General features: G+C 62.5%; 16 protein-coding genes. 11 read left to right on the plus strand and 5 right to left on the minus strand.

Annotated elements, in window-relative coordinates; translation table 11 throughout:
• Nucleotides 1-59: 59 nt before the first annotated feature.
• A complete protein-coding gene (locus IZ6_RS14100; RefSeq protein ID WP_222875672.1) occupies nucleotides 60-2,126 on the plus strand; it encodes a M3 family metallopeptidase in 2,067 nt (688 codons plus the stop codon).
• Here the strand turns inward: IZ6_RS14100 and IZ6_RS14105 are convergent.
• A complete protein-coding gene (locus IZ6_RS14105; RefSeq protein ID WP_222875673.1) occupies nucleotides 2,123-2,884 on the minus strand; it encodes an ABC transporter permease in 762 nt (253 codons plus the stop codon). The two genes, IZ6_RS14100 and IZ6_RS14105, sit on opposite strands and share 4 nt — an antisense overlap.
• Entirely contained in the window at nucleotides 2,881-3,804 is a 924-nt protein-coding gene (locus IZ6_RS14110) for an ABC transporter ATP-binding protein (protein ID WP_222875674.1), read from the minus strand. The genes IZ6_RS14105 and IZ6_RS14110 overlap by 4 nt, the downstream gene beginning before the upstream one ends.
• Before the next feature lie 194 nt (nucleotides 3,805-3,998).
• Between IZ6_RS14110 and IZ6_RS14115 the strand changes: the two genes are divergently transcribed.
• The 9 genes from IZ6_RS14115 to IZ6_RS14155 all read left to right on the plus strand — a co-directional run bounded on the left by IZ6_RS14115 (nucleotide 3,999) and on the right by IZ6_RS14155 (nucleotide 10,506).
• Entirely contained in the window at nucleotides 3,999-4,322 is a 324-nt protein-coding gene (locus IZ6_RS14115) for a protamine-2 (modular protein) (protein ID WP_222875675.1), read from the plus strand.
• A gap of 108 nt (nucleotides 4,323-4,430) precedes the next feature.
• Nucleotides 4,431-4,814, plus strand: a complete 384-nt coding sequence (locus IZ6_RS14120) for a hypothetical protein (RefSeq protein WP_222875676.1) — start codon at nucleotides 4,431-4,433, stop codon at nucleotides 4,812-4,814.
• 160 nt (nucleotides 4,815-4,974) lie between these two features.
• Nucleotides 4,975-5,589 (plus strand): ribonuclease D, encoded by a 615-nt coding sequence (locus tag IZ6_RS14125; protein ID WP_222875677.1) that lies wholly within the window; start codon nucleotides 4,975-4,977, stop codon nucleotides 5,587-5,589.
• A 37-nt stretch (nucleotides 5,590-5,626) separates the two neighbouring features.
• Nucleotides 5,627-6,340, plus strand: a complete 714-nt coding sequence (locus IZ6_RS14130) for a hypothetical protein (RefSeq protein ID WP_222875678.1) — start codon at nucleotides 5,627-5,629, stop codon at nucleotides 6,338-6,340.
• The gene (gene lptA / locus IZ6_RS14135; RefSeq protein WP_222875679.1) at nucleotides 6,337-6,939 is read left to right on the plus strand and encodes a lipopolysaccharide transport periplasmic protein LptA; all 603 of its coding nucleotides are present in this window, start codon (nucleotides 6,337-6,339) and stop codon (nucleotides 6,937-6,939) included. The genes IZ6_RS14130 and lptA overlap by 4 nt, the downstream gene beginning before the upstream one ends.
• A gap of 10 nt (nucleotides 6,940-6,949) precedes the next feature.
• A complete protein-coding gene (gene lptB, locus IZ6_RS14140) occupies nucleotides 6,950-7,747 on the plus strand; it encodes an LPS export ABC transporter ATP-binding protein (RefSeq protein WP_222875680.1) in 798 nt (265 codons plus the stop codon).
• A 66-nt stretch (nucleotides 7,748-7,813) separates the two neighbouring features.
• On the plus strand, nucleotides 7,814-9,337 hold the full coding sequence (gene rpoN, locus IZ6_RS14145) for an RNA polymerase factor sigma-54 (protein ID WP_222875681.1): 1,524 nt from the start codon (nucleotides 7,814-7,816) through the stop codon (nucleotides 9,335-9,337).
• Nucleotides 9,338-9,537: 200 nt separating this feature from the next.
• A complete protein-coding gene (ptsN, locus tag IZ6_RS14150; RefSeq protein WP_222875682.1) occupies nucleotides 9,538-9,999 on the plus strand; it encodes a PTS IIA-like nitrogen regulatory protein PtsN in 462 nt (153 codons plus the stop codon).
• Between the two features lie 141 nt (nucleotides 10,000-10,140).
• Nucleotides 10,141-10,506, plus strand: a complete 366-nt coding sequence (locus IZ6_RS14155) for a response regulator (protein ID WP_222875683.1) — start codon at nucleotides 10,141-10,143, stop codon at nucleotides 10,504-10,506.
• Here IZ6_RS14155 and IZ6_RS14160 read toward each other — a convergent pair whose 3' ends face one another.
• From IZ6_RS14160 to IZ6_RS14170, 3 genes are all read right to left on the minus strand, one after another.
• Nucleotides 10,507-12,474: a MacB family efflux pump subunit gene (locus tag IZ6_RS14160; RefSeq protein WP_222875684.1), complete on the minus strand. Its 1,968-nt coding sequence runs from the start codon at nucleotides 12,472-12,474 to the stop codon at nucleotides 10,507-10,509. It abuts the gene before it with no gap.
• Nucleotides 12,474-13,685 (minus strand): efflux RND transporter periplasmic adaptor subunit, encoded by a 1,212-nt coding sequence (locus IZ6_RS14165; protein WP_222875685.1) that lies wholly within the window; start codon nucleotides 13,683-13,685, stop codon nucleotides 12,474-12,476. Before IZ6_RS14165 ends, IZ6_RS14160 begins: the two co-directional genes overlap by 1 nt.
• A 91-nt stretch (nucleotides 13,686-13,776) precedes the next feature.
• Nucleotides 13,777-15,156 (minus strand): sodium:proton antiporter, encoded by a 1,380-nt coding sequence (locus tag IZ6_RS14170; RefSeq protein ID WP_420825589.1) that lies wholly within the window; start codon nucleotides 15,154-15,156, stop codon nucleotides 13,777-13,779.
• A 187-nt stretch (nucleotides 15,157-15,343) separates the two neighbouring features.
• Between IZ6_RS14170 and IZ6_RS14175 the strand changes: the two genes are divergently transcribed.
• Entirely contained in the window at nucleotides 15,344-18,136 is a 2,793-nt protein-coding gene (locus IZ6_RS14175) for a phosphoenolpyruvate carboxylase (protein WP_222875687.1), read from the plus strand.
• The last annotated feature ends 10 nt before the right edge of the window (nucleotides 18,137-18,146 follow it).

Genomic DNA, 18,146 nt, shown 5'->3' on the forward strand with positions numbered 1-18,146 from the left:
CCGGAGGCATGTCAAACTATCCCGAGGCATTATATGAGGGGAAATCCCCCGGAGTTCCGATGCAAGATCAGACCAACCCCCTTCTTTCCGCTTGGACTGCCCCTTTTGGGACGCCGCCTTTTGAACAGATCAAATCTGAGCATTACCGCCCTGCCTATGAGGCGGCGCTCGCGGAGCATGTGAAGGAGATCGATGCCATCGCAGGTTCAAGCGAGGCGCCGAGTTTTGCCAATACGATCGAGGCCATGGAAAAAGGCGGCACGCTGCTCGAACGGGTATCCGGCGTGTTCGACAATCTCGCCGGCTCCCATACGAGCGATGCCATCGAGGAGATCGAGCGCGAGCTTGCGCCGGTCATCGCGCGCCATTTCAGCGCGATCTCGCTCAATGAAAAACTCTTCCAGCGTGTCAAAGCCGTCTACGATGCGCGCGAGACGCTGCAGCTGACGCCCGAACAAAAGCGCGTGCTGGAGCGCTATTACACAAACTTCGTGCGCTCGGGCGGCGGCCTGCCCGACGCGAAGAAAACGCGCCTCGGCGACATCAACGAACGTCTTGCAACGCTGTCCACCCAGTTCGGCCAGAACGTTCTGGCCGACGAACGCGAATGGAAGCTCGTGCTGGAGGCCCCCGAGGACCTTGCGGGCCTGACCGAGGCGGATATCGAAGCCGCGGCAAAGGCCGCGGAGGACCGCGATCTTCCCGGCAAGCATGTGATCACGCTGTCGCGCTCTTCGATTGATCCCTTCCTGCAGAATTCGACGCGGCGCGATCTGCGCGAAAAGGCCTTTGCGGCCTGGACCGCGCGCGGCGAACATGCGGGCGGCAGCGATAACCGTCCGCTGGTCGCCGAGATGATTGAGCTGCGCGCCGAACGCGCAAAGCTTCTGGGCTTTGAGACCTTCGCGCATTTCAAGCTCGACGATGTCATGGCGAAAACGCCGGACGCCGTGCGCTCTTTGCTCGAAAAGGTCTGGATACCCGCCAAAGCGCGGGCGCATCAGGAACTGACCGATCTTCAGACGCTCGCCGCCGAACGCGGCGACAATATCGAGATCGCACCCTGGGACTGGCGCTTTTATACCGAGAAGGTCCGCGCCGCGCGCTTTTCCATCGACGATGAGGAAGTGAAGCCCTATTTCCAGCTCGACCTCATGATCGAAGCGGCGTTCGATTGCGCAACGCGCCTGTTCGGTCTCACCTTCAGCGAGCGCACGGACATCCCGATCTATCATCCGGATGTCCGCACCTGGGAAGTCAAAGACGCATCCGGGAAACATATCGGCATTTTCCTCGGCGATTATTTTGCACGGTCCTCCAAGCATTCCGGCGCCTGGATGTCGGCCTTCCGCAGCCAGGAAAAGCTGCGCGCCGATATCCGCCCCATCATCGTCAATGTGATGAACTTCTCGAAGCCGCCGGAAGGCAAGCCGGCGCTTCTGACCATGGACGATGCACGCACGCTCTTCCATGAATTCGGCCATGGCCTGCACGGCCTCCTCTCGGACGTGACCTATCCGCTGATTTCCGGCACGAGCGTCGCGCGCGATTTCGTCGAACTGCCATCGCAGCTTTACGAACACTGGCTCGAAGAACCGGAAGTTCTGCGCCGCTTTGCGGTGCATGCGGCGACGGGCAAACCCATTCCGGAATCCCTGCTCGACAAGCTTCTCGCCGCACGGCGCTTCTCACAGGGCTTTGCGACAGTCGAATACACATCCTCCGCGCTGGTCGACCTTGAGTTTCATCTGCTGAAGGATGCGAAGGGCCTCGACCCGATCCGGTTCGAGAAGGATGTGCTCGCGCGCATCGGCATGCCGAAGGAGATCACCATGCGGCACAGGACGCCGCATTTTCAGCACATCTTCTCCGGCGGATATTCGGCCGGTTACTATTCATATCTCTGGTCGGAAGTGCTCGATGCGGATGCGTTCGCGGCCTTCAAGGAAAAGGGCGACATCTTCGACAAGGAGACCGCGAAAAAGCTGCGCGACTTCATCTATGCCGCGGGTGGCAGGCAGGATCCGCACGAGGCCTATCGCGCTTTCCGCGGCCACGATCCGTCGCCCGAAGCTCTCTTGAAAAAGCGCGGCCTCGACACCGCGCTGACGGACGCGGAAGTTTAGTTCTTCAGCCGGTAGCCGGTGCGGAAGATCCAGGTGACGAAGCCGATGCAGATGGCGAGGAACACGCCCGTCATCGCAAGGCTGATGCCGACATGGACATCGGACGTGCCGAAGAAGCTCCAGCGGAAACCGTTGATCAGATAGACGACGGGGTTGAACAGGCTGACCGCCCGCCAGAAGGGGGGCAGCATGTCGATCGAATAGAAACTGCCGCCGAGGAATGTCAAAGGCGTTACCACAAGCAGCGGAATGAATTGCAGCTTCTCGAAGCCGTCGGCCCACACGCCGATGACGAAGCCGAACAGCGCGAAGGTGATCGAGGTCAGAACGAGGAAGAGGATCATCACCAGCGGATGCTCGATCGAAAAATCGACGAACGCCCAGGCAGTCGCGAGCGTGATCAGTCCGATGATGATCGATTTCGTCGCCGCTGCGCCGACATAGCCCGCGACGATCTCAAAGGCCGAGACCGGCGCCGAGAGAATTTCGTAAATCGTGCCGGTGAATTTCGGGAAATAGATACCGAAGCTGGCGTTCGAAATTGAGGTCGTCAGCAGCGTCAGCATGATGAGGCCGGGCACGATGAACGCGCCATAGGCAACGCCGCCCATCTCCGCCATATGCGCGCCGATGGCGGCGCCGAAGACGACGAAATAGAGCGAGGTCGAAATCACCGGCGAGACGATGGACTGCCAGAGCGTGCGGAAGGCGCGCGCCATCTCGAATTTATAGATCGCGCGGATGGCGTAGATGTTCATTTGCGCCTCACGAGATCGACGAAAATTTCCTCAAGCGAGGACTGGCGGGTCTGCAGATCGGTAACGGTGATGCCCGCTTCATCGACGCGCTTTAAAAGCTCGGCGATGTTCGCCTGCTCCTTGCTGCTGTCGAATGTGTAGACGAGCGTCTGGCCGTCCTCCGTACGCTCAAGAGGAAAACCGGAAAGCTGATCGGGCACCGCGGCGATCGGATCGTGCAGTTGCAGCGTCAGCTGCTTCTTGCCGAGCTTTTTCATCAGCGCGGCTTTTTCTTCGACAAGAATGATCTCGCCGTGATTGATGACGCCGATCCGGTCAGCCATCTCTTCGGCTTCCTGGATGTAATGGGTCGTCAGGATCACGGTGACGCCGCCTTCGCGCAGCGCGCGCACGACCTCCCACATGTCGCGCCTTAGCTCGACATCGACGCCGGCGCTCGGCTCGTCGAGAAAGAGAATGTCCGGCTCGTGCGACAAGGCCTTGGCAATCATCACGCGCCGCTTCATGCCGCCCGACAGCGTCATGATTTTCTGATCTTTCTTTTCCCAGAGCGACAGCTGTTTCAGGATTTTTTCGATATGCGCGTCGTTGCGCGGCTTGCCGAACAGACCGCGGGAAAAACTCACCGTCGCCCAGACGGTTTCGAACGCATCCGTCGTCAGCTCCTGCGGCACAAGGCCGATCTTTTTCCGCGCGGCTCTGTAGTCAGAGATGATGTCGTGCCCGTCGGCGGTGATCGTGCCGGCCGACGGATTGACGACGCCGCAAATGATATTGATCAGCGTCGACTTGCCGGCGCCGTTCGGTCCGAGCAGCGCGAAGATTTCGCCGCGGCGGATATCGAGATCGATGCCCTTCAGCGCCTGAAAGCCGCTCGCATAGGTCTTCTGAAGACCGGAAACTGAAAGAATGGGTTGCAAGGGCGGAACCGCTTGACGGGAGAGAGCCGGGAACCCGGCTGAGCGGCTTAGCTATGGATGAAGCGGCGATCCGGCAAGGCGGGCCGTTTCAGATCACAAAACAGATTTAATCATCCGAAAGTCGGAATAGAGCGGAACCGGGCCCTCCCCAAAGCGGTTAGGACTCTGCCCAAAAAACGCGCATGAGGCCCGCAATGGACAGACGTCTATTTCTGACCGGACTACTCGGCGTAGCAGGCACAGCCGCTCTTGCGGCCGCCCTGCCCAACCCGGCCGGCGCCGCGACTGGCGATCCTCTCGAAGACCTCCGGCCCCCACGCCCCGACGACATGCCGGAATGGGAAGTGGCGGAAGCACCCGTGGATGAAGGCGAACAATATGCCTGGCATCACGGCCATCCGCACCACCACCGCAGACGCCGCCGCCGCCGTTATCGCCGCTGGCGCCGCCGCTGCTGGTGGCGTTATGGCCGCCGCATCTGCCGGCGCGCCCCGTATTTTATCTGGGGCTGGTACTAACCCCGGAGTGATGAACTGACGATTTTGGGAGACGGCGCCGAGGTGCCGTCTCCTTAATTTGACACCGCCACGCTGTGGCTTTCGCACCAAAAATGTATGGGATGTGTGATGGATAGACGCCTTTTTCTGACTGGCCTCATCGGCGCTGCCGGCACTGCCGCTTTCGCCGCCGCCCTGCCCCGACAGGCCGGCGCTGCGGTCGCCGATCCGCTTGCGGATCTCCGGCCGCCGCGCCCGGACGACATGCCGGAATGGGAGGTCGCCGAGACCCCGGTCGAGGAAGGCGAGCAATATGCCGTCTCCAGCGGAAGCGGGAACAATAACCGCCGCAGGCCACCGCCCAGCGGCCGCTATTTTCCGCGACATCATCATGGCGGAGGCCACCATCGCCGCCGGCGCCGGCGTTATCGTCACTGGCGCCGCAATTGTTACTGGCGCTATGGCCGTCGCATCTGCCGGCGCGTCCCGATCTGGATCTGGGGCTGGTACTAGGCCCGGCCTTTAAGTCCGGACCTTTGAGTTAACGATTTAGGGGATGGAGCTCCGCTTCATCCCCTGACTTGCCGCATCACCCTTGCCAGTGTTACCCCGGACGTCCACCTAATTGGGCACTCGTCCGGGCACTCTGCCTGGCGAAACCGGCAAGAGATTCATGACCTTTCGGCTCCATCGCGGCGATCTTCCCGACGGCCTCACCTTCAAGGGTGCGGTCGCCATCGATACGGAAACCCTGGGGCTCAATCCCCACCGCGACCGCCTCTGCCTCGTACAGATTTCCTCGGGCGACGGCACCGCCGATCTCGTCCAGATACTGCCGGGACAGACCCGCGCGCCCAATCTCGAAGCGCTGTTCCGCGACCGGTCGGTGCTGAAGCTCTTCCATTTCGCTCGCTTCGATCTCGCCGTCCTATTCAAGACCTTCGGCGTCATGCCGGAACCTGTCTGGTGCACGAAGATCGCGTCCAAGCTGGTGCGCACCTATACCGACCGCCACGGCCTGAAAGATCTCGTGCGCGAATTGCTCGGCGTTGAAATCTCCAAACAGCAGCAGAGTTCGGATTGGGGCGCCGACAGCCTGACCGACAGCCAGCTCGCTTACGCCGCATCGGACGTGCTGTATCTGCACGCCCTGAAGACCCAGCTCGAAGCTCTTCTTATCCGCGAAGGCCGCGGCGCGCTGGCGGAGGCTTGCTATGCCTTCCTGCCGATCCGCTCGGCGCTCGATCTGACGGGCTTTGCCGAAGACGACATCTTCGCGCATTCGTAACTTCCGCCGGCCCGGCGGAACGGAGGTTTGATTTCGCGTGGCGATGACAGACACCGCCGACGGACATTTCACCCAGCGAACCGCGCAGCAACGTGTTGCGGCGATGCGCGCAGCCGTGCGCCACACATGGGTCGTGCGTGTGCTGCGCGTGCTTTTCCCGGCAACCGCGCTTTTTCTCGTGGGTGCCGTCGTCACCTCCATGGTGCTCGACCCGCGCGTTCAGCTTGCCGTTCAGGTCGATGCCGAAAGCGTCGGTGTGTCGGGCTCGCGCATCGTCATGCAGCGCCCGCGCATCACCGGTTATGGGGAAACCGCCGACACGGCGAAGAACCGCGGCTATGAAATTACCGCCGCGCGCGCCGAACAGAACATGGAAAAGCCCAACGAGGTCGATCTGTTCGAACTCGAAGGACGCATGGGCCTGCGCATCGACGGATGGGCCCGGCTTGCGGCGCAATCGGGCCATATGAACAATACGACGCAGACTCTCGACCTCTTCAACCAAATCGAAATCAACACCGATCTCGGCGAGCGCGCCCGCTTCACGCAGGGCACGATCGATTTCGCCAAAGGCGAAATCGTCTCGAACCAGCCGGTGACGATCAAATTCAAACAGGCCGATCTCGTCGCCAACAATATGCAGCTCTTCGCCAAAGGTGAGCAGGTCATCTTCACCGGCCGTGTAGGCATGGTTCTGAAGCCCGATCCGAAAGAGCCTGTTATTCGTACGAATCCGACAGGTACGCCGTGAACCGCATTTTACTTTCTCTTCTCGCAGCCCTTCTCGTGAGCGCGCCCGTGCTCGCGCAGGAAGGCGTCACCTCGGCGTTCGAAGGCTTCAGTGGCCGCGGCGAGCAGCCGGTCAATATCGAAGCCGACCGCCTCGATGTGCAGGAACTCGAACAGACCGCGACGTTTGCCGGCAATGTCGTCGTCGTGCAGGGCGCCTCGAAGCTCCGCGCCAACAAGCTGACGATTTTTTATGAGAAGGGCGGCGGCGACGAGCAGGCGCAGAAAGCCGCGCCGCAAGGCGATGTCGTTACAGGTCGCCAGATCAAGCGGCTGGAAGCCGACGGCAATGTGATTGTGACCTCGGGCGAACAGAAAGCGACCGGCAATCGCGGCGTTTTCAATATGGCGTCGAACACCGCGCAGCTGATCGGCGATGTCGTCGTCACGCAGGGCCCGAATATTCTGAAAGGCGATGTTCTGCATGTCGACCTGACGACGCAGACATCGCGCGTCGAGAGCAAGAGCGGACGCGTTCAAGGCACTTTCGGCAAAACCGCGCCGAAGCCGGGGGCGCCGGGAACGGCGCCCGCGCCGCAGCGGATCGCACCGACGCAATGAGCGGCGCGGCATGAACATGATGTTCTGGAAGAGCCGCAAATCGAAACTGCCCCGCGGCGCGCAGGGCAAGCCGCCAATGGCCGGCGCGGGCTGGCTTGTCGCGCATGGTCTCGTCAAAAGCTATGGCGGCCGCACCGTCGTTCAGGGCGTCAGCGTTGCGGTCAAACGCGGCGAGTCCGTCGGCATTCTCGGACCGAACGGCGCCGGCAAGACGACGACCTTTTATATGGTCACCGGCCTCGTCTCGGCCGATGGCGGCCGCATCGAGCTCAACGGCCAGGACGTCACCGATCTTCCGATGTATCGCCGTGCCCGGCTCGGCATCGGCTATCTGCCGCAGGAGGCCTCGATCTTCCGCGGCCTCACGGTCGAGGAGAACATCAAGGCCGTGCTCGAAATCGTCGAGCCGGACGGCAAGAAGCGGGCGGCAAGCCTCGACAAGCTGATCGAGGAATTCGGCCTCCGCCGGCTCCGGAAGTCTCCCGCCATCGCTCTGTCGGGCGGCGAGCGTCGGCGTGTTGAGATCGCCCGGGCGCTCGCCTCAAATCCCGATTTCATGCTCCTCGACGAGCCCTTTGCCGGCGTCGATCCGATCGCGGTCAACGACATCCGGATACTCGTGGGCTATCTGACGCAGCGAAATATCGGTGTATTGATCACTGACCACAACGTCCGCGAGACCTTAAGTCTCGTCGATCGGGCCTATATTATTCATTCCGGACGGGTACTTATGCACGGGACGCCGGAAGAGATCGTCGAAAACCCGGACGTGCGGCGCCTTTACCTAGGTCAGGAATTCCGGCTGTAATCGGCGCCGGGATGGCTATCATGCAAGAATCGTCCCAGTTTCTTCAAAGCGTGCTAGTTTCCCGTCATGTCCTTGTCCCCAAAGCTCCTCCTGCGGCAAAGCCAGTCTCTGGTTATGACCCCGCAGCTGATGCAGGCAATCAAGCTCCTGCAGCTGTCGAGCCTTGATCTCCAGGCCTATATCGCGACCGAAATCGAGCAGAACCCGCTTCTGGAACGTGCCGAGGGCGATGCCGGCCCGGCCGAACCCGAGACCGCCGACGGCCCCGATAGCCCGGTCATCGAGACGGGCGAGGCGCGCGACGGCGATTGGATGGAAACCCGCCTCCCCGAAAGCCGTGCCGACATCGAAGAGCGGATGGACACCGATCTCGGCAATGTTTTCCAGGACGAAGCGCCGATGGCGATGGGCGGCGGCGAAACCTATACGGCCTCGGCCTGGTCGGGCGTCGGTTCCGGCGGCGATGGCGAAGGCGAAAGCTCGCTCGAGGCGTTTGCGAGTTCCGATCTCGGCCTGCACGACCATCTTGAAGCGCAGCTTTCGCTCGCGACCTCCGACACCGCGCAGCGCTTTATCGGCCGCAGCATCATCGATTGCATCGACGACACCGGCTACCTCACCGAGCCTCTCAGCGAAATCGCCGAGCGCCTCGCCATTCCGCTGCCGCAGGCGGAAGCCGTTCTGAAAATGATCCATGCGATGGACCCGCCGGGTGTCGGCGCGCGCTCGCTGGAAGAATGCCTGTCGATCCAGCTGCGCGATCGCAACCGTTTCGACCCGGCCATGCAGGCTCTGGTGAAAAACCTCGACCTTTTGGCAAAGCGCGATCTACAGCAGCTGAAAAAGCTGTGCGGCGTCGACGGCGAGGATCTCGTCGACATGATCGCCGAGATCCGTCAGCTGACGCCCAAGCCCGGCCTTGCCTTCGGCGGCTCGCCCGTACAATCGGTCATTCCCGATGTCATCGTGCGCGCGGCGCCGGACGGCACATGGTTCATCGAGCTGAACGCCGAGACGCTGCCGCGCGTCCTCGTCAATCAAAGTTATTACGCCAAGGTCTCTCGCACGGCCAAGAATCAGGGCGAGAAAGCCTTCCTCGCCGAATGTCTGCAAACGGCGAACTGGCTGACGCGCAGCCTCGAACAGCGCGCGCGCACCATTCTCAAAGTATCTTCGGAAATCGTCCGCCAGCAGGACGCGTTTCTTACACACGGCGTCCATTTTCTGCGGCCGATGAATCTGCGCGCCGTGGCGGATGCTATTTCGATGCACGAATCGACGGTGAGCCGCGTCACCGCCAACAAATATATCGCGACGCCGCGCGGCACTTTTGAAATGAAATACTTCTTTACAGCCGCAATTGCCTCTACCGGCCGCGCCGAGGCGCATTCGGCCGAAGCCGTGCGCCACCGCATCAAGGAAATGATCGATGCGGAACAGGCCTCCGACGTCCTGTCGGACGATGCGATCGTTCAGGCTCTTAGGGATTCAGGCGTCGATATCGCCCGCCGCACGGTTGCCAAATACCGGGAGGCCATGGGGATAGCCTCCTCGGTCCAGAGGCGGCGGGAAAAGGTTACCCCTCTCTGAAACGGGGCCCCTAAGCCCGCCTTCCCCAGCCCTTGTCCGGTTTACATTGACTTCCCGCAGCCTCACTCGTAGGTCTTTGGCTGCGGCTGGCGGTCACAGGCTACCGGGCGCAGGGGGCTTCCGAAGGACGTGACCTCTATAATCCGCTGCCCTATTTCGCTTGGGCTCCGGCTAGCCGGAACAGCAAATGAGTCGTCCTCATGTTGAGTGATCTACTGGCGCCCGACGCAGTCCTTCCGACGCTCAAGGTGAACTCGAAGAAGCAGGCCATCCAGGAGCTCGCCGAAAAAGCGGCGGCGCTCGCGGGATTGCCGGAGCGCGAAATTTTCGAGACCCTCCTGCAGCGCGAACGCCTCGGCTCTACCGGGGTGGGCAATGGCATCGCCATTCCGCACGGCAAGCTGCCGAAGATCGGCCGCCTGTTCGGCCTGTTCGCGCGCCTTGAACGCCCGATCGATTTCGATGCGCTCGACTCGGAGCCGGTCGATCTCGTTTTCCTGCTGCTCGCTCCGGAAGCGGCCGGCGCCGATCATCTGAAAGCTCTGGCGCGCGTTGCCCGCGTGCTGCGCGATCCGCAGACGGCGGCCAAGCTTCGCGCCACGCGCGATGCGGCGGCGCTGCACGCTCTCCTGACGCAGCCGGCGGCATCCAACGCCGCGTAAGGCCACTCCCCTGTTAGTAAAGGGGAAACCAAACTTCACTCGAATTCGACGAAAATCCGCCTTTTGCGGAACGCAATCCCATTGGGGTCAGTTGGCTTTCTGAACCCGGCGTAGAAGCCCGCCAGGGTTTTGGAGAGAGTGATGCGCAGCGTCCTTGTCGTTGAAGATGAAGCCCTGATTGCCCTGGATCTCGCCTGCTCGATCGAGCAGCTGGGTTACAAGGTGCTGGGGCCTGCCTCCAACGGCGAGGACGCTCGTCGCATCGCGTCGCGCGAGGCGCCCGATCTTCTGTTGATGGACGTTTCCATTCAGGGGAAGGCTGACGGCATCGACACGGCGCGCGCCATTACCGAGAAAACTCCGGCGAAGGTGATCTTCCTCACCGCGCACACCGATCTCGCAACGCGCCGCCGGGCCGAAGAGATGCGCCCCGCCGCTTTCCTGACCAAGCCCTACACGGCGCGGCACATACAGACAATTCTCGAAGCCGCCTTCGCCGCCGCCTGATCAGTCCGAGGCGAGCGCTGCGACCGGATCGAGCTTTGCGGCTTTCAGCGCCGGCATAAATCCGAACACGACGCCGGTCAGCACGGCGCAGCCGAACGCCATCATCGCCGGCAACGCGGTGAATTTCAGCGGCAAGCCTGCCCACTGAATGATGAAGCCGGCGGCAAAGCCGAGGACCATGCCGAGCGTGCCGCCGAAGGCCGCGACGACGACTGCTTCCGTCAGAAACTGCTGCAGCACATTGCGCGTCGAAGCGCCCGTCGCCATGCGGATGCCGATCTCGCGGGTCCGCTCGGTCACGCTCATCAGCATGATGTTCATGATCCCGATGCCGCCGACGAGCAGCGAGATCGAGGCGATGGAGGCGAGAAGGATCGCCAAAGTCTGCTGCGTCGCCGACATGGTCTCGACGATCGACGCCATATTGCGGATCTGGAAATCTTCCTTGCCATGGCGCGCCGTCAGTTCGCGGCGAACTTCCGTCTCGGTATCGCCGATCTTCGATACATCGCTCGCCGCAACCGTGATCGAGCGCACAAAGGTTTCGCCGAACAGCCGCGAGCCGCCGGTGGTGATCGGCACGAAGATCACATCGTCCTGATCGGTGCCGAAGCCGGTTGCGCCCTTGCCCGACATCACGCCGATGACCTGGAACGGCACATTGTTGACGAGAACATGCGCGCCGAGCGCGTCGTCCTCGCCGAAAAGATTTTTCTCGACGGTTTTGCCGATGACAGCGACCGTCGCATGGCTCGTGACATCCTCGGGCGTGAAGAACACACCCTCCTCCACCGGCCAGCTGCGCACTTGCGGCAGATCGACGGAGGTCGCGGTCGCCTGCGTGGCGTAGTCCCTGTTACCGATGCGGATCGTGACATTGCCCTGCCGTTCGGGCATCGCCGCCGTTACATTCGGCAGAGACGCGAGCGCATCGGCATCCTCCGGCATCAGCGTCCGGACACCCGAACCTGCCGAATAGCGCTCGTTGGGCGCGCCGGGGCGGACGACGAGAAGATTGGAGCCCATCGAGCCGATGCGCTTCATCACTTCGTCCTGGGCGCCTTCACCGACCGCCAGCATGGCAACGACCGAAGCGACGCCGATCATGATGCCGAGCAGCGTTAAGACGGTGCGGAACATATTGGTCCGCAGCGCGCGCAGCGCCATTTTCACGGCTTCGCCCGCATCGGCCAAAGGCGATGGCCGCACATGCGCCGCAGCCGGAAGGGATGGCGCTTCGCCCGCGCCGAGATCGGGCCCGCTATCGGCGGTGATTTGTCCGTCACGGATTTCGATGACGCGGCGCGCATGGCGCGCCACTTCGCGGTCATGGGTGATGAGAATGATGGTGTGGCCGCGCGCCGCCAGATCCTTCAGCAGCGCCATGACTTCGGCCCCACTTTTCGAATCGAGCGCGCCGGTGGGCTCGTCGGCAAGAATAATGCGTCCGCCATTCATCAGCGCGCGGGCAATCGACACCCGCTGCTGCTGGCCGCCGGACAGCTGGTTCGGACGGTGATTGAGACGCTCAGCCAAGCCGAGCGAGGTCAGAAGTTCGGCGGCGCGCCGATGGCGCTCCGGCGCGTCAACGCCGGCATAGATCGCCGGCACTTCGACATTCTCGACCGCGGTCGCCGCCGGAATGAGATTATAGCTCTGAAAGACGAAGCCGAATTCGTCGCGCCGCAGCCGTGCGAGCTCGTCGCGGTCGAAATGCGAGACATCCTTTCCAGCGAAATGGTAGGTTCCCGAGCTCGGCCGGTCGAGGCAGCCGAGAAGATTCATCAATGTCGATTTGCCGGAGCCCGAGGCGCCCATAATGGCAACGAACTCGCCGGGATAGATCCGCAGCGTAATGCCGCGCAGAACCTCGACCGGAACTTCGCCGCCATAGGTCTTGCGGATGCCGTCGAGAGCAATCAGCGGCTCGGCGGTCGTCACCTCGGGAGGAGCGACATGGCGGTTCATCACAGACGCATCTGCGGCCCGCGCCGCTGACCCGATCCGGACGCGGGCTGCGCCGCGCTGCGCTGGCCGGTGACGACTTCATCGCCTTCTTCGAGGCCGGATTTGATTTCGGCAAGAACGCGCGTCTTCACACCGGTCTCGACCTTGCGCGTTTCGGTGCCGAACGCCGTCTTCACCTCGACGGTGGTTTCCTTGGTGCGGCGGTTTTCCTTCAGCGCCGACACCGGAACGGTGAGCACATCGCGCGCCTCGCCGACGATGAAATAGACCTGCGCGCTCATCTGCGTCATCAGCGCGCCTTCGGGATTGTCGACATCGAACAGCGCCGTATAGAGCACGACATTATTGACGATCTCGGGCGTCGGCAGGATCTGCTGCAGCTTGCCCGACCAGCGGCGCTGGCCCGAGCCGAGCGTCGTGAACTCCGCCGTCATGCCGAGCTTCAGCCGCGAGACATCGGCTTCGGCAACCTGCGTCCATACCGTCATGGTGGAGAGATCGGCGACGCGCATGATGATCGGCGCCGATTGATTGGTGTTCAGCGTCTGCCCCTGACGGACGCTGATCGACACGACGGTGCCATTCATCGGCGAAAAGATTTTCGTATAGCTGAGCGTCGCTTCATCGCCGCGCAGCGTCGACTCGGTCTGCTGGATCTGTGCCTTCAGCACATCGACCTGAGCGGCCGCCGACCGCGCCGTCGCCTCGGCGGATTCGAACGTCGTCTCGGAGACGGCTTTCGTTGCAACGAGCTTGCGCTGGCGCTCCAGCGTCTGATTGGCGAGATCGCGCTGCGCTTCCTTATCGACGAGCTGGGCGCGCTGGCTGGCGAGCGATGCCCGGCCCGCCTCCACCTTGGCGTTGAGAACGACAGGATCGATCTCGGCCAGAAGATCGCCCTTCTTCACCGCCTGCCCGACTTCGACATGGATGGTCTTGAGCTGTCCGGACACCTGGGCGCCGAGATCGACATAATCGCGCGGCTGGAGATTGCCCAGCGCGGACACCGTATCGATCACATCGCCGCGGACGACCTTGGCCGTCACAATCTGATCCGAGGACGAGCCGGCCGTACCGAACTGCCAGTAAAGAACAGCACCGCCCGCGAGCACAGCCGCGGCAATAGCCGCAAACCGCCAGTTGCGCGCCGGCGGAGGCGTCCCGAGGGGCTTGGTCCTGCCCTCGAAAATACGGGTCGGCGCTATGTTCATCTCTCGCAAAATCCTTCCAGCCCACAGACTTATATATGTCGGCTGAACCCCAGCTGAACGCCATAAGCCGGTTGATTAAACTTTGGCAATGTCAGCGGAAGAACACCCAGGTCAGCAGAAGGAAACTCGGGATCAGGATCGCGCCGGACCACAGGATATAGCCGAAGAAGCTCGGCATTTTGATGCCCTGGTTCTTGGCGATCGCCAGCACCATGAAATTCGGCGCATTGCCGATATAGGTCAGCGCGCCCATGAAGACCGCGCCTCCCGAGATCGCCGCAAGCGTTGATGTGTAGTTACTCATCAGTTCGGCCGCGACCCCGCCCGCGAGATTGAAGAACACAAGATAGGTCGGCGCGTTGTCGAGCACGCCGGAGAGTATCCCCGTCATCCAGAAATACGCCTCGTCGATCGGCGCGCCGGAGGCATCCGTCACCAGCGCGACGAGCGGCGCGGCCGCGCCGTCCGATCCCGCGCGCAGGATGAGAATGACCGGGATGATGGTCGTGAAAATGCCGGCAAAAAGTTTGGCGACTTCGCGGATCGGCTCCCAGTCGAAACCGTTGCGGGCACGGATATCCTTCGGCGTAACCCGAACCGAGACGAGCGCCAGCACAAGGATGATCGCATCGCGCACAAGGTTCTGCAGTTCGACCGGCGTGCCGAAGACATTAAAGCTGATGCCGGGCTTCCACAGCCCGCTCATCAGGATCGCCATGATAACGCCGATGAGGAGCGGGATATTGGCAAGGCCGATCAGGCCGAGCCGGGGCGTATCGGGCGTCGGATCCTTCTTTTTCGGTTTGCCTTCCTTGGCAAAGAAAATGCTGTCGAGCGCGAAAAACAGCGCGAGCAGAATGGCGACGAGAAGGAGTGTCTCGGCGGCGAGATGCTCAGTCGTCCAGAAAAAGTCGACGCCCTGCAGGAACCCGAGGAAGAGCGGCGGATCGCCGAGCGGCGTCAGGGAGCCGCCGATATTGGACACGAGGAAGATGAAGAAGATAACGGTATGGACGTTGTAGCGCCGGTTGTCGTTGGCGCGGATCAGTGGACGGATCAGCACCATCGAGGCGCCCGTCGTGCCGATGACGCTGGCGAGCAGCGTGCCGACGCCGAGCAGCACCGTGTTCGTTCCCGGGCTGCCGTGCAGATTGCCGGTGACGAGAAGCCCGCCCGAAATCGTGAACAACGCAAACAGGAGGATGATGAAGGGCAGATATTCGAGCAGCGCCGCATGGACGAGATCATGGCCGGCGGTGCCGAAGCCGTGGATCGCCGCATAGGGGATCAGGAAAGCCAGTGCCCAGAAGCCGGCGACCTTGCCGTAGTGGTGGTGCCAGAAATGCGAGGCGAGCAGCGGCAGGAGGGCGATGGACAGGAGCATGCCGACAAAGGGCAGCCCCCAAATCAGGGAGAGATCGGAGTGCATGGCCGGGAGAGGAACCTGTCCGGCGCCGCCGCGCAACCGTATTTTTCGCTCTTAAAAACCAAAGGGCAAAAACCAGGTAACTCGCGCGGCATTTGGCCCACAGGCCGGGTCATCAAGGCTTTGACTTGCACGGTTACCGTGCCTCAAATGTCCGGGAAGACGCCGATGCGGGTTGGCGTCCCTTAAAGAGCTTGCCCGGCTCCTCCCGGCCGGTCTCGCGGAGCCACCTATGCTGGAAGACACCCATCGCGCGGCCAAGCATTCCAAGACGGTCGCGGCCCTGCTTGCCCTGATGGAAGACAACCGCCACCGGGCCGAGGAAGACCCCTTCGGCAATCCAGTTCTCGTCACGGCGCGCGCCATCCTGCGCCAGATCGACCGCGGCGATATCAGCGAGGCGGATGTCGATCAGGTGATTGCCGAGCTTCGGGACGAGGCCTTCCAGGACCGCGCCCAGCGCATCGCTCTGTATGTCGGCGGCACCGAGAAGGAAGCCTCCGAGGCAAGCTATAGCCGCATCGCCGAGAAACTGGCGAGCGAAGGCGCGCCCGGGAGCTTCGAGTCGAACCGCGAGGAATTCGAACGCACCCGCTTCGTTGCGGTCTTTACCGCGCATCCGACCTTCTCGGCGCCCGCCCCCGTTTTGGCGGCGCTGGCGGAAACAGCGAGCGGCCGCGACCCGAAAACTCACTTTGCTTCGCACCGACCCTCGACGCCGACGCTCGAGATGGAGTTCACCCAGGCCATCGCCGCCATCAAGAACGGCCGCGATGCCATCGACCGCTTCAACACCGCGCTTCTCTCAAGCGCCCGCCGCGCCTGGCCGGAGGATTGGACGGCGCTCGTGCCGCAGGCCGTCGCGCTCGCAAGCTGGGTCGGCTACGACACCGACGGCCGCGTCGACATCAATTGGTGGGACACGCTGCGCCTTCGCCTGCGCATGAAGAAGCTGCAGTTGGAGCGGCTCGAAGCGCAGGTGGCCGATATTGACGCCGCCGACAAACTCGCTGACCGAATCGAGCGCGCCATCGGCTGCGTCGACCGGCAGATCGCCGCCGTACCGGCCAAAGGCGATCCGGACACGGTTGCGGAATTTGCCGCTGAACTCATCGAGCATCGCGAAGATGCGCTCGTCACCAACGAGCCCTTGATGGAGCTGTTCGCAGATGCCATCGCCAAAGCCACTCCGGACGATCAGTTGAAGCTTGCGGTGGCGCGCGCCGGGCTTGCCTCGCACGGCATGTCGTTTGCGCATTCGCATGTGCGCCTCAACGCCGCGCAGGTGCACAATGCGGTGCGTCTGCGCCTCGGCCTTCAGGATCCGCCGGCCGATCCGTTCCGCCGCCGCGTCCTTCTCGGCGCCATCAATTCGGCGCTCGACAAGGTCGAGACCATCCCGGTGGATTTCGGCGGCATCCTTGCCGAACAGGCCTCCGCCACGCGCCTGATGATGACGGTCGCGCAGATCGCCAAACATATCGACGGCAATGCGCCCGTGCGCTTCCTCATCGCCGAGACCGAGAGCGGCTATACGCTGCTGTCGGTACTGTGGCTCGCCAAACTCTTCGGCGTCGAAAAGCATGTCGAGATCTCGCCGCTATTCGAGACGGCGGATGCGCTTGAGCAGGGCTCGCGCGCCATCGAAGAGGCGCTGCGCTCGCCGCATTACCGCGCCTATCTCAAGGAAACCGGCAAGCTCGCCATCGAATTCGGCTATTCGGATTCGGGGCGCTATGTCGGCCAGCTCGCCGCGACCTTCCTCATCGAACGGCTGCGCGTGAAGCTTGCCGAACTGATGCAGAAATACGGCCTTGCCGATCATGTCGAACTCATCCTGTTCGACACGCACGGCGAATCCATCGGCCGCGGCGCCCATCCGGGCTCTCTGACCGATCGCCTGAAATATCTCTCTCCCTCGGCCAGCCGCGCGATGTTTGCGCGCAACGGCATCAACCAGCGCGACGAGACGAGCTTTCAGGGCGGCGACGGATATCTTTTGTTCGGCACGCCGGAGATCGCGATGGCTTCCGTCGCGCGCATCGCCGAACACGCCTTTGATGAGCTGCCGACCAGCGGCGATCCGATCTATGAGGAAGCCGATTTCGCTGCCGACTTTTTTGCGACCATCGGCGCGACCATGCATGAGCTGGTCGAAGATCCGGGTTATGCCTCGTTGCTCGGCGCCTTCGGCCCGGCTTTGCTCGATCCGACCGGCTCGCGCCCCGCGATCCGCCAGCAGGACGGCGGCGGCGGACCGAGCGTCATCAAACATCCGCGCGAACTGCGCGCCATTCTGAACAACGCGATTTTGCAGCAGCTCGGCTGGTGCGCGAACACGCTGCAGGGCATCGGCGCTGCGGCCGCGCGGCAGCCCGAACTTTTCCTTGAACTGCGTGACAAGAGCCCGCGCTTCCGCCGGGCACTGGAATTTGCAAGCCATGCGCTCGCCCATTCCGACATCGATGTTCTGCGCGCAACGACCGCGCTTCTCGATCCCGGCTCATGGCTCGACCGCGCCGCGCATGTCGAGCCCGTGCGGGCGCGCCAGCTTGTCGGCGTCGCGCATTCGCTGAACCGGCTCAATCTCTGGGGCCCGGTGCAGTCGATGTTCCACCGCATCCAGACCGATTTTGTGCTGCTGCGCGCCGCCTGGCCGAAAGCGCCGGAAATGCAGACGCGCGAAATGCTGCTGCATGCCATGCGCATCGCGCTGATCCAGCGCATCTGGATCATGGCGACCGCCATTCCGGATTTCTCGCCGCGCCACGGCGTGACGCGCCAGGCGCTCGATATGCGCTTCCTGCAGCTCGACGTGCCGTCAACGCTCGCTTTGATGGATGAGGTCTTCCCGAACGAGGCCGATCCGACCAAAGGCCGCGATTTCGGCGAGCCCCACGGCCCGCGTCAGGCCGTGTCCTACGCCAAGGAACACGAGCAGATTTTCGATCCGATCGGACGCCTGTTCGCACAGGTGCGCGAGATCGGCACCGCCATTACCCATGAAGTCGGCGCATTCGGCTGAGACAGGAACA

This window comes from Terrihabitans soli, from assembly GCF_014191545.1.
Taxonomy (GTDB): domain Bacteria; phylum Pseudomonadota; class Alphaproteobacteria; order Rhizobiales; family Methylopilaceae; genus Flaviflagellibacter; species Flaviflagellibacter soli.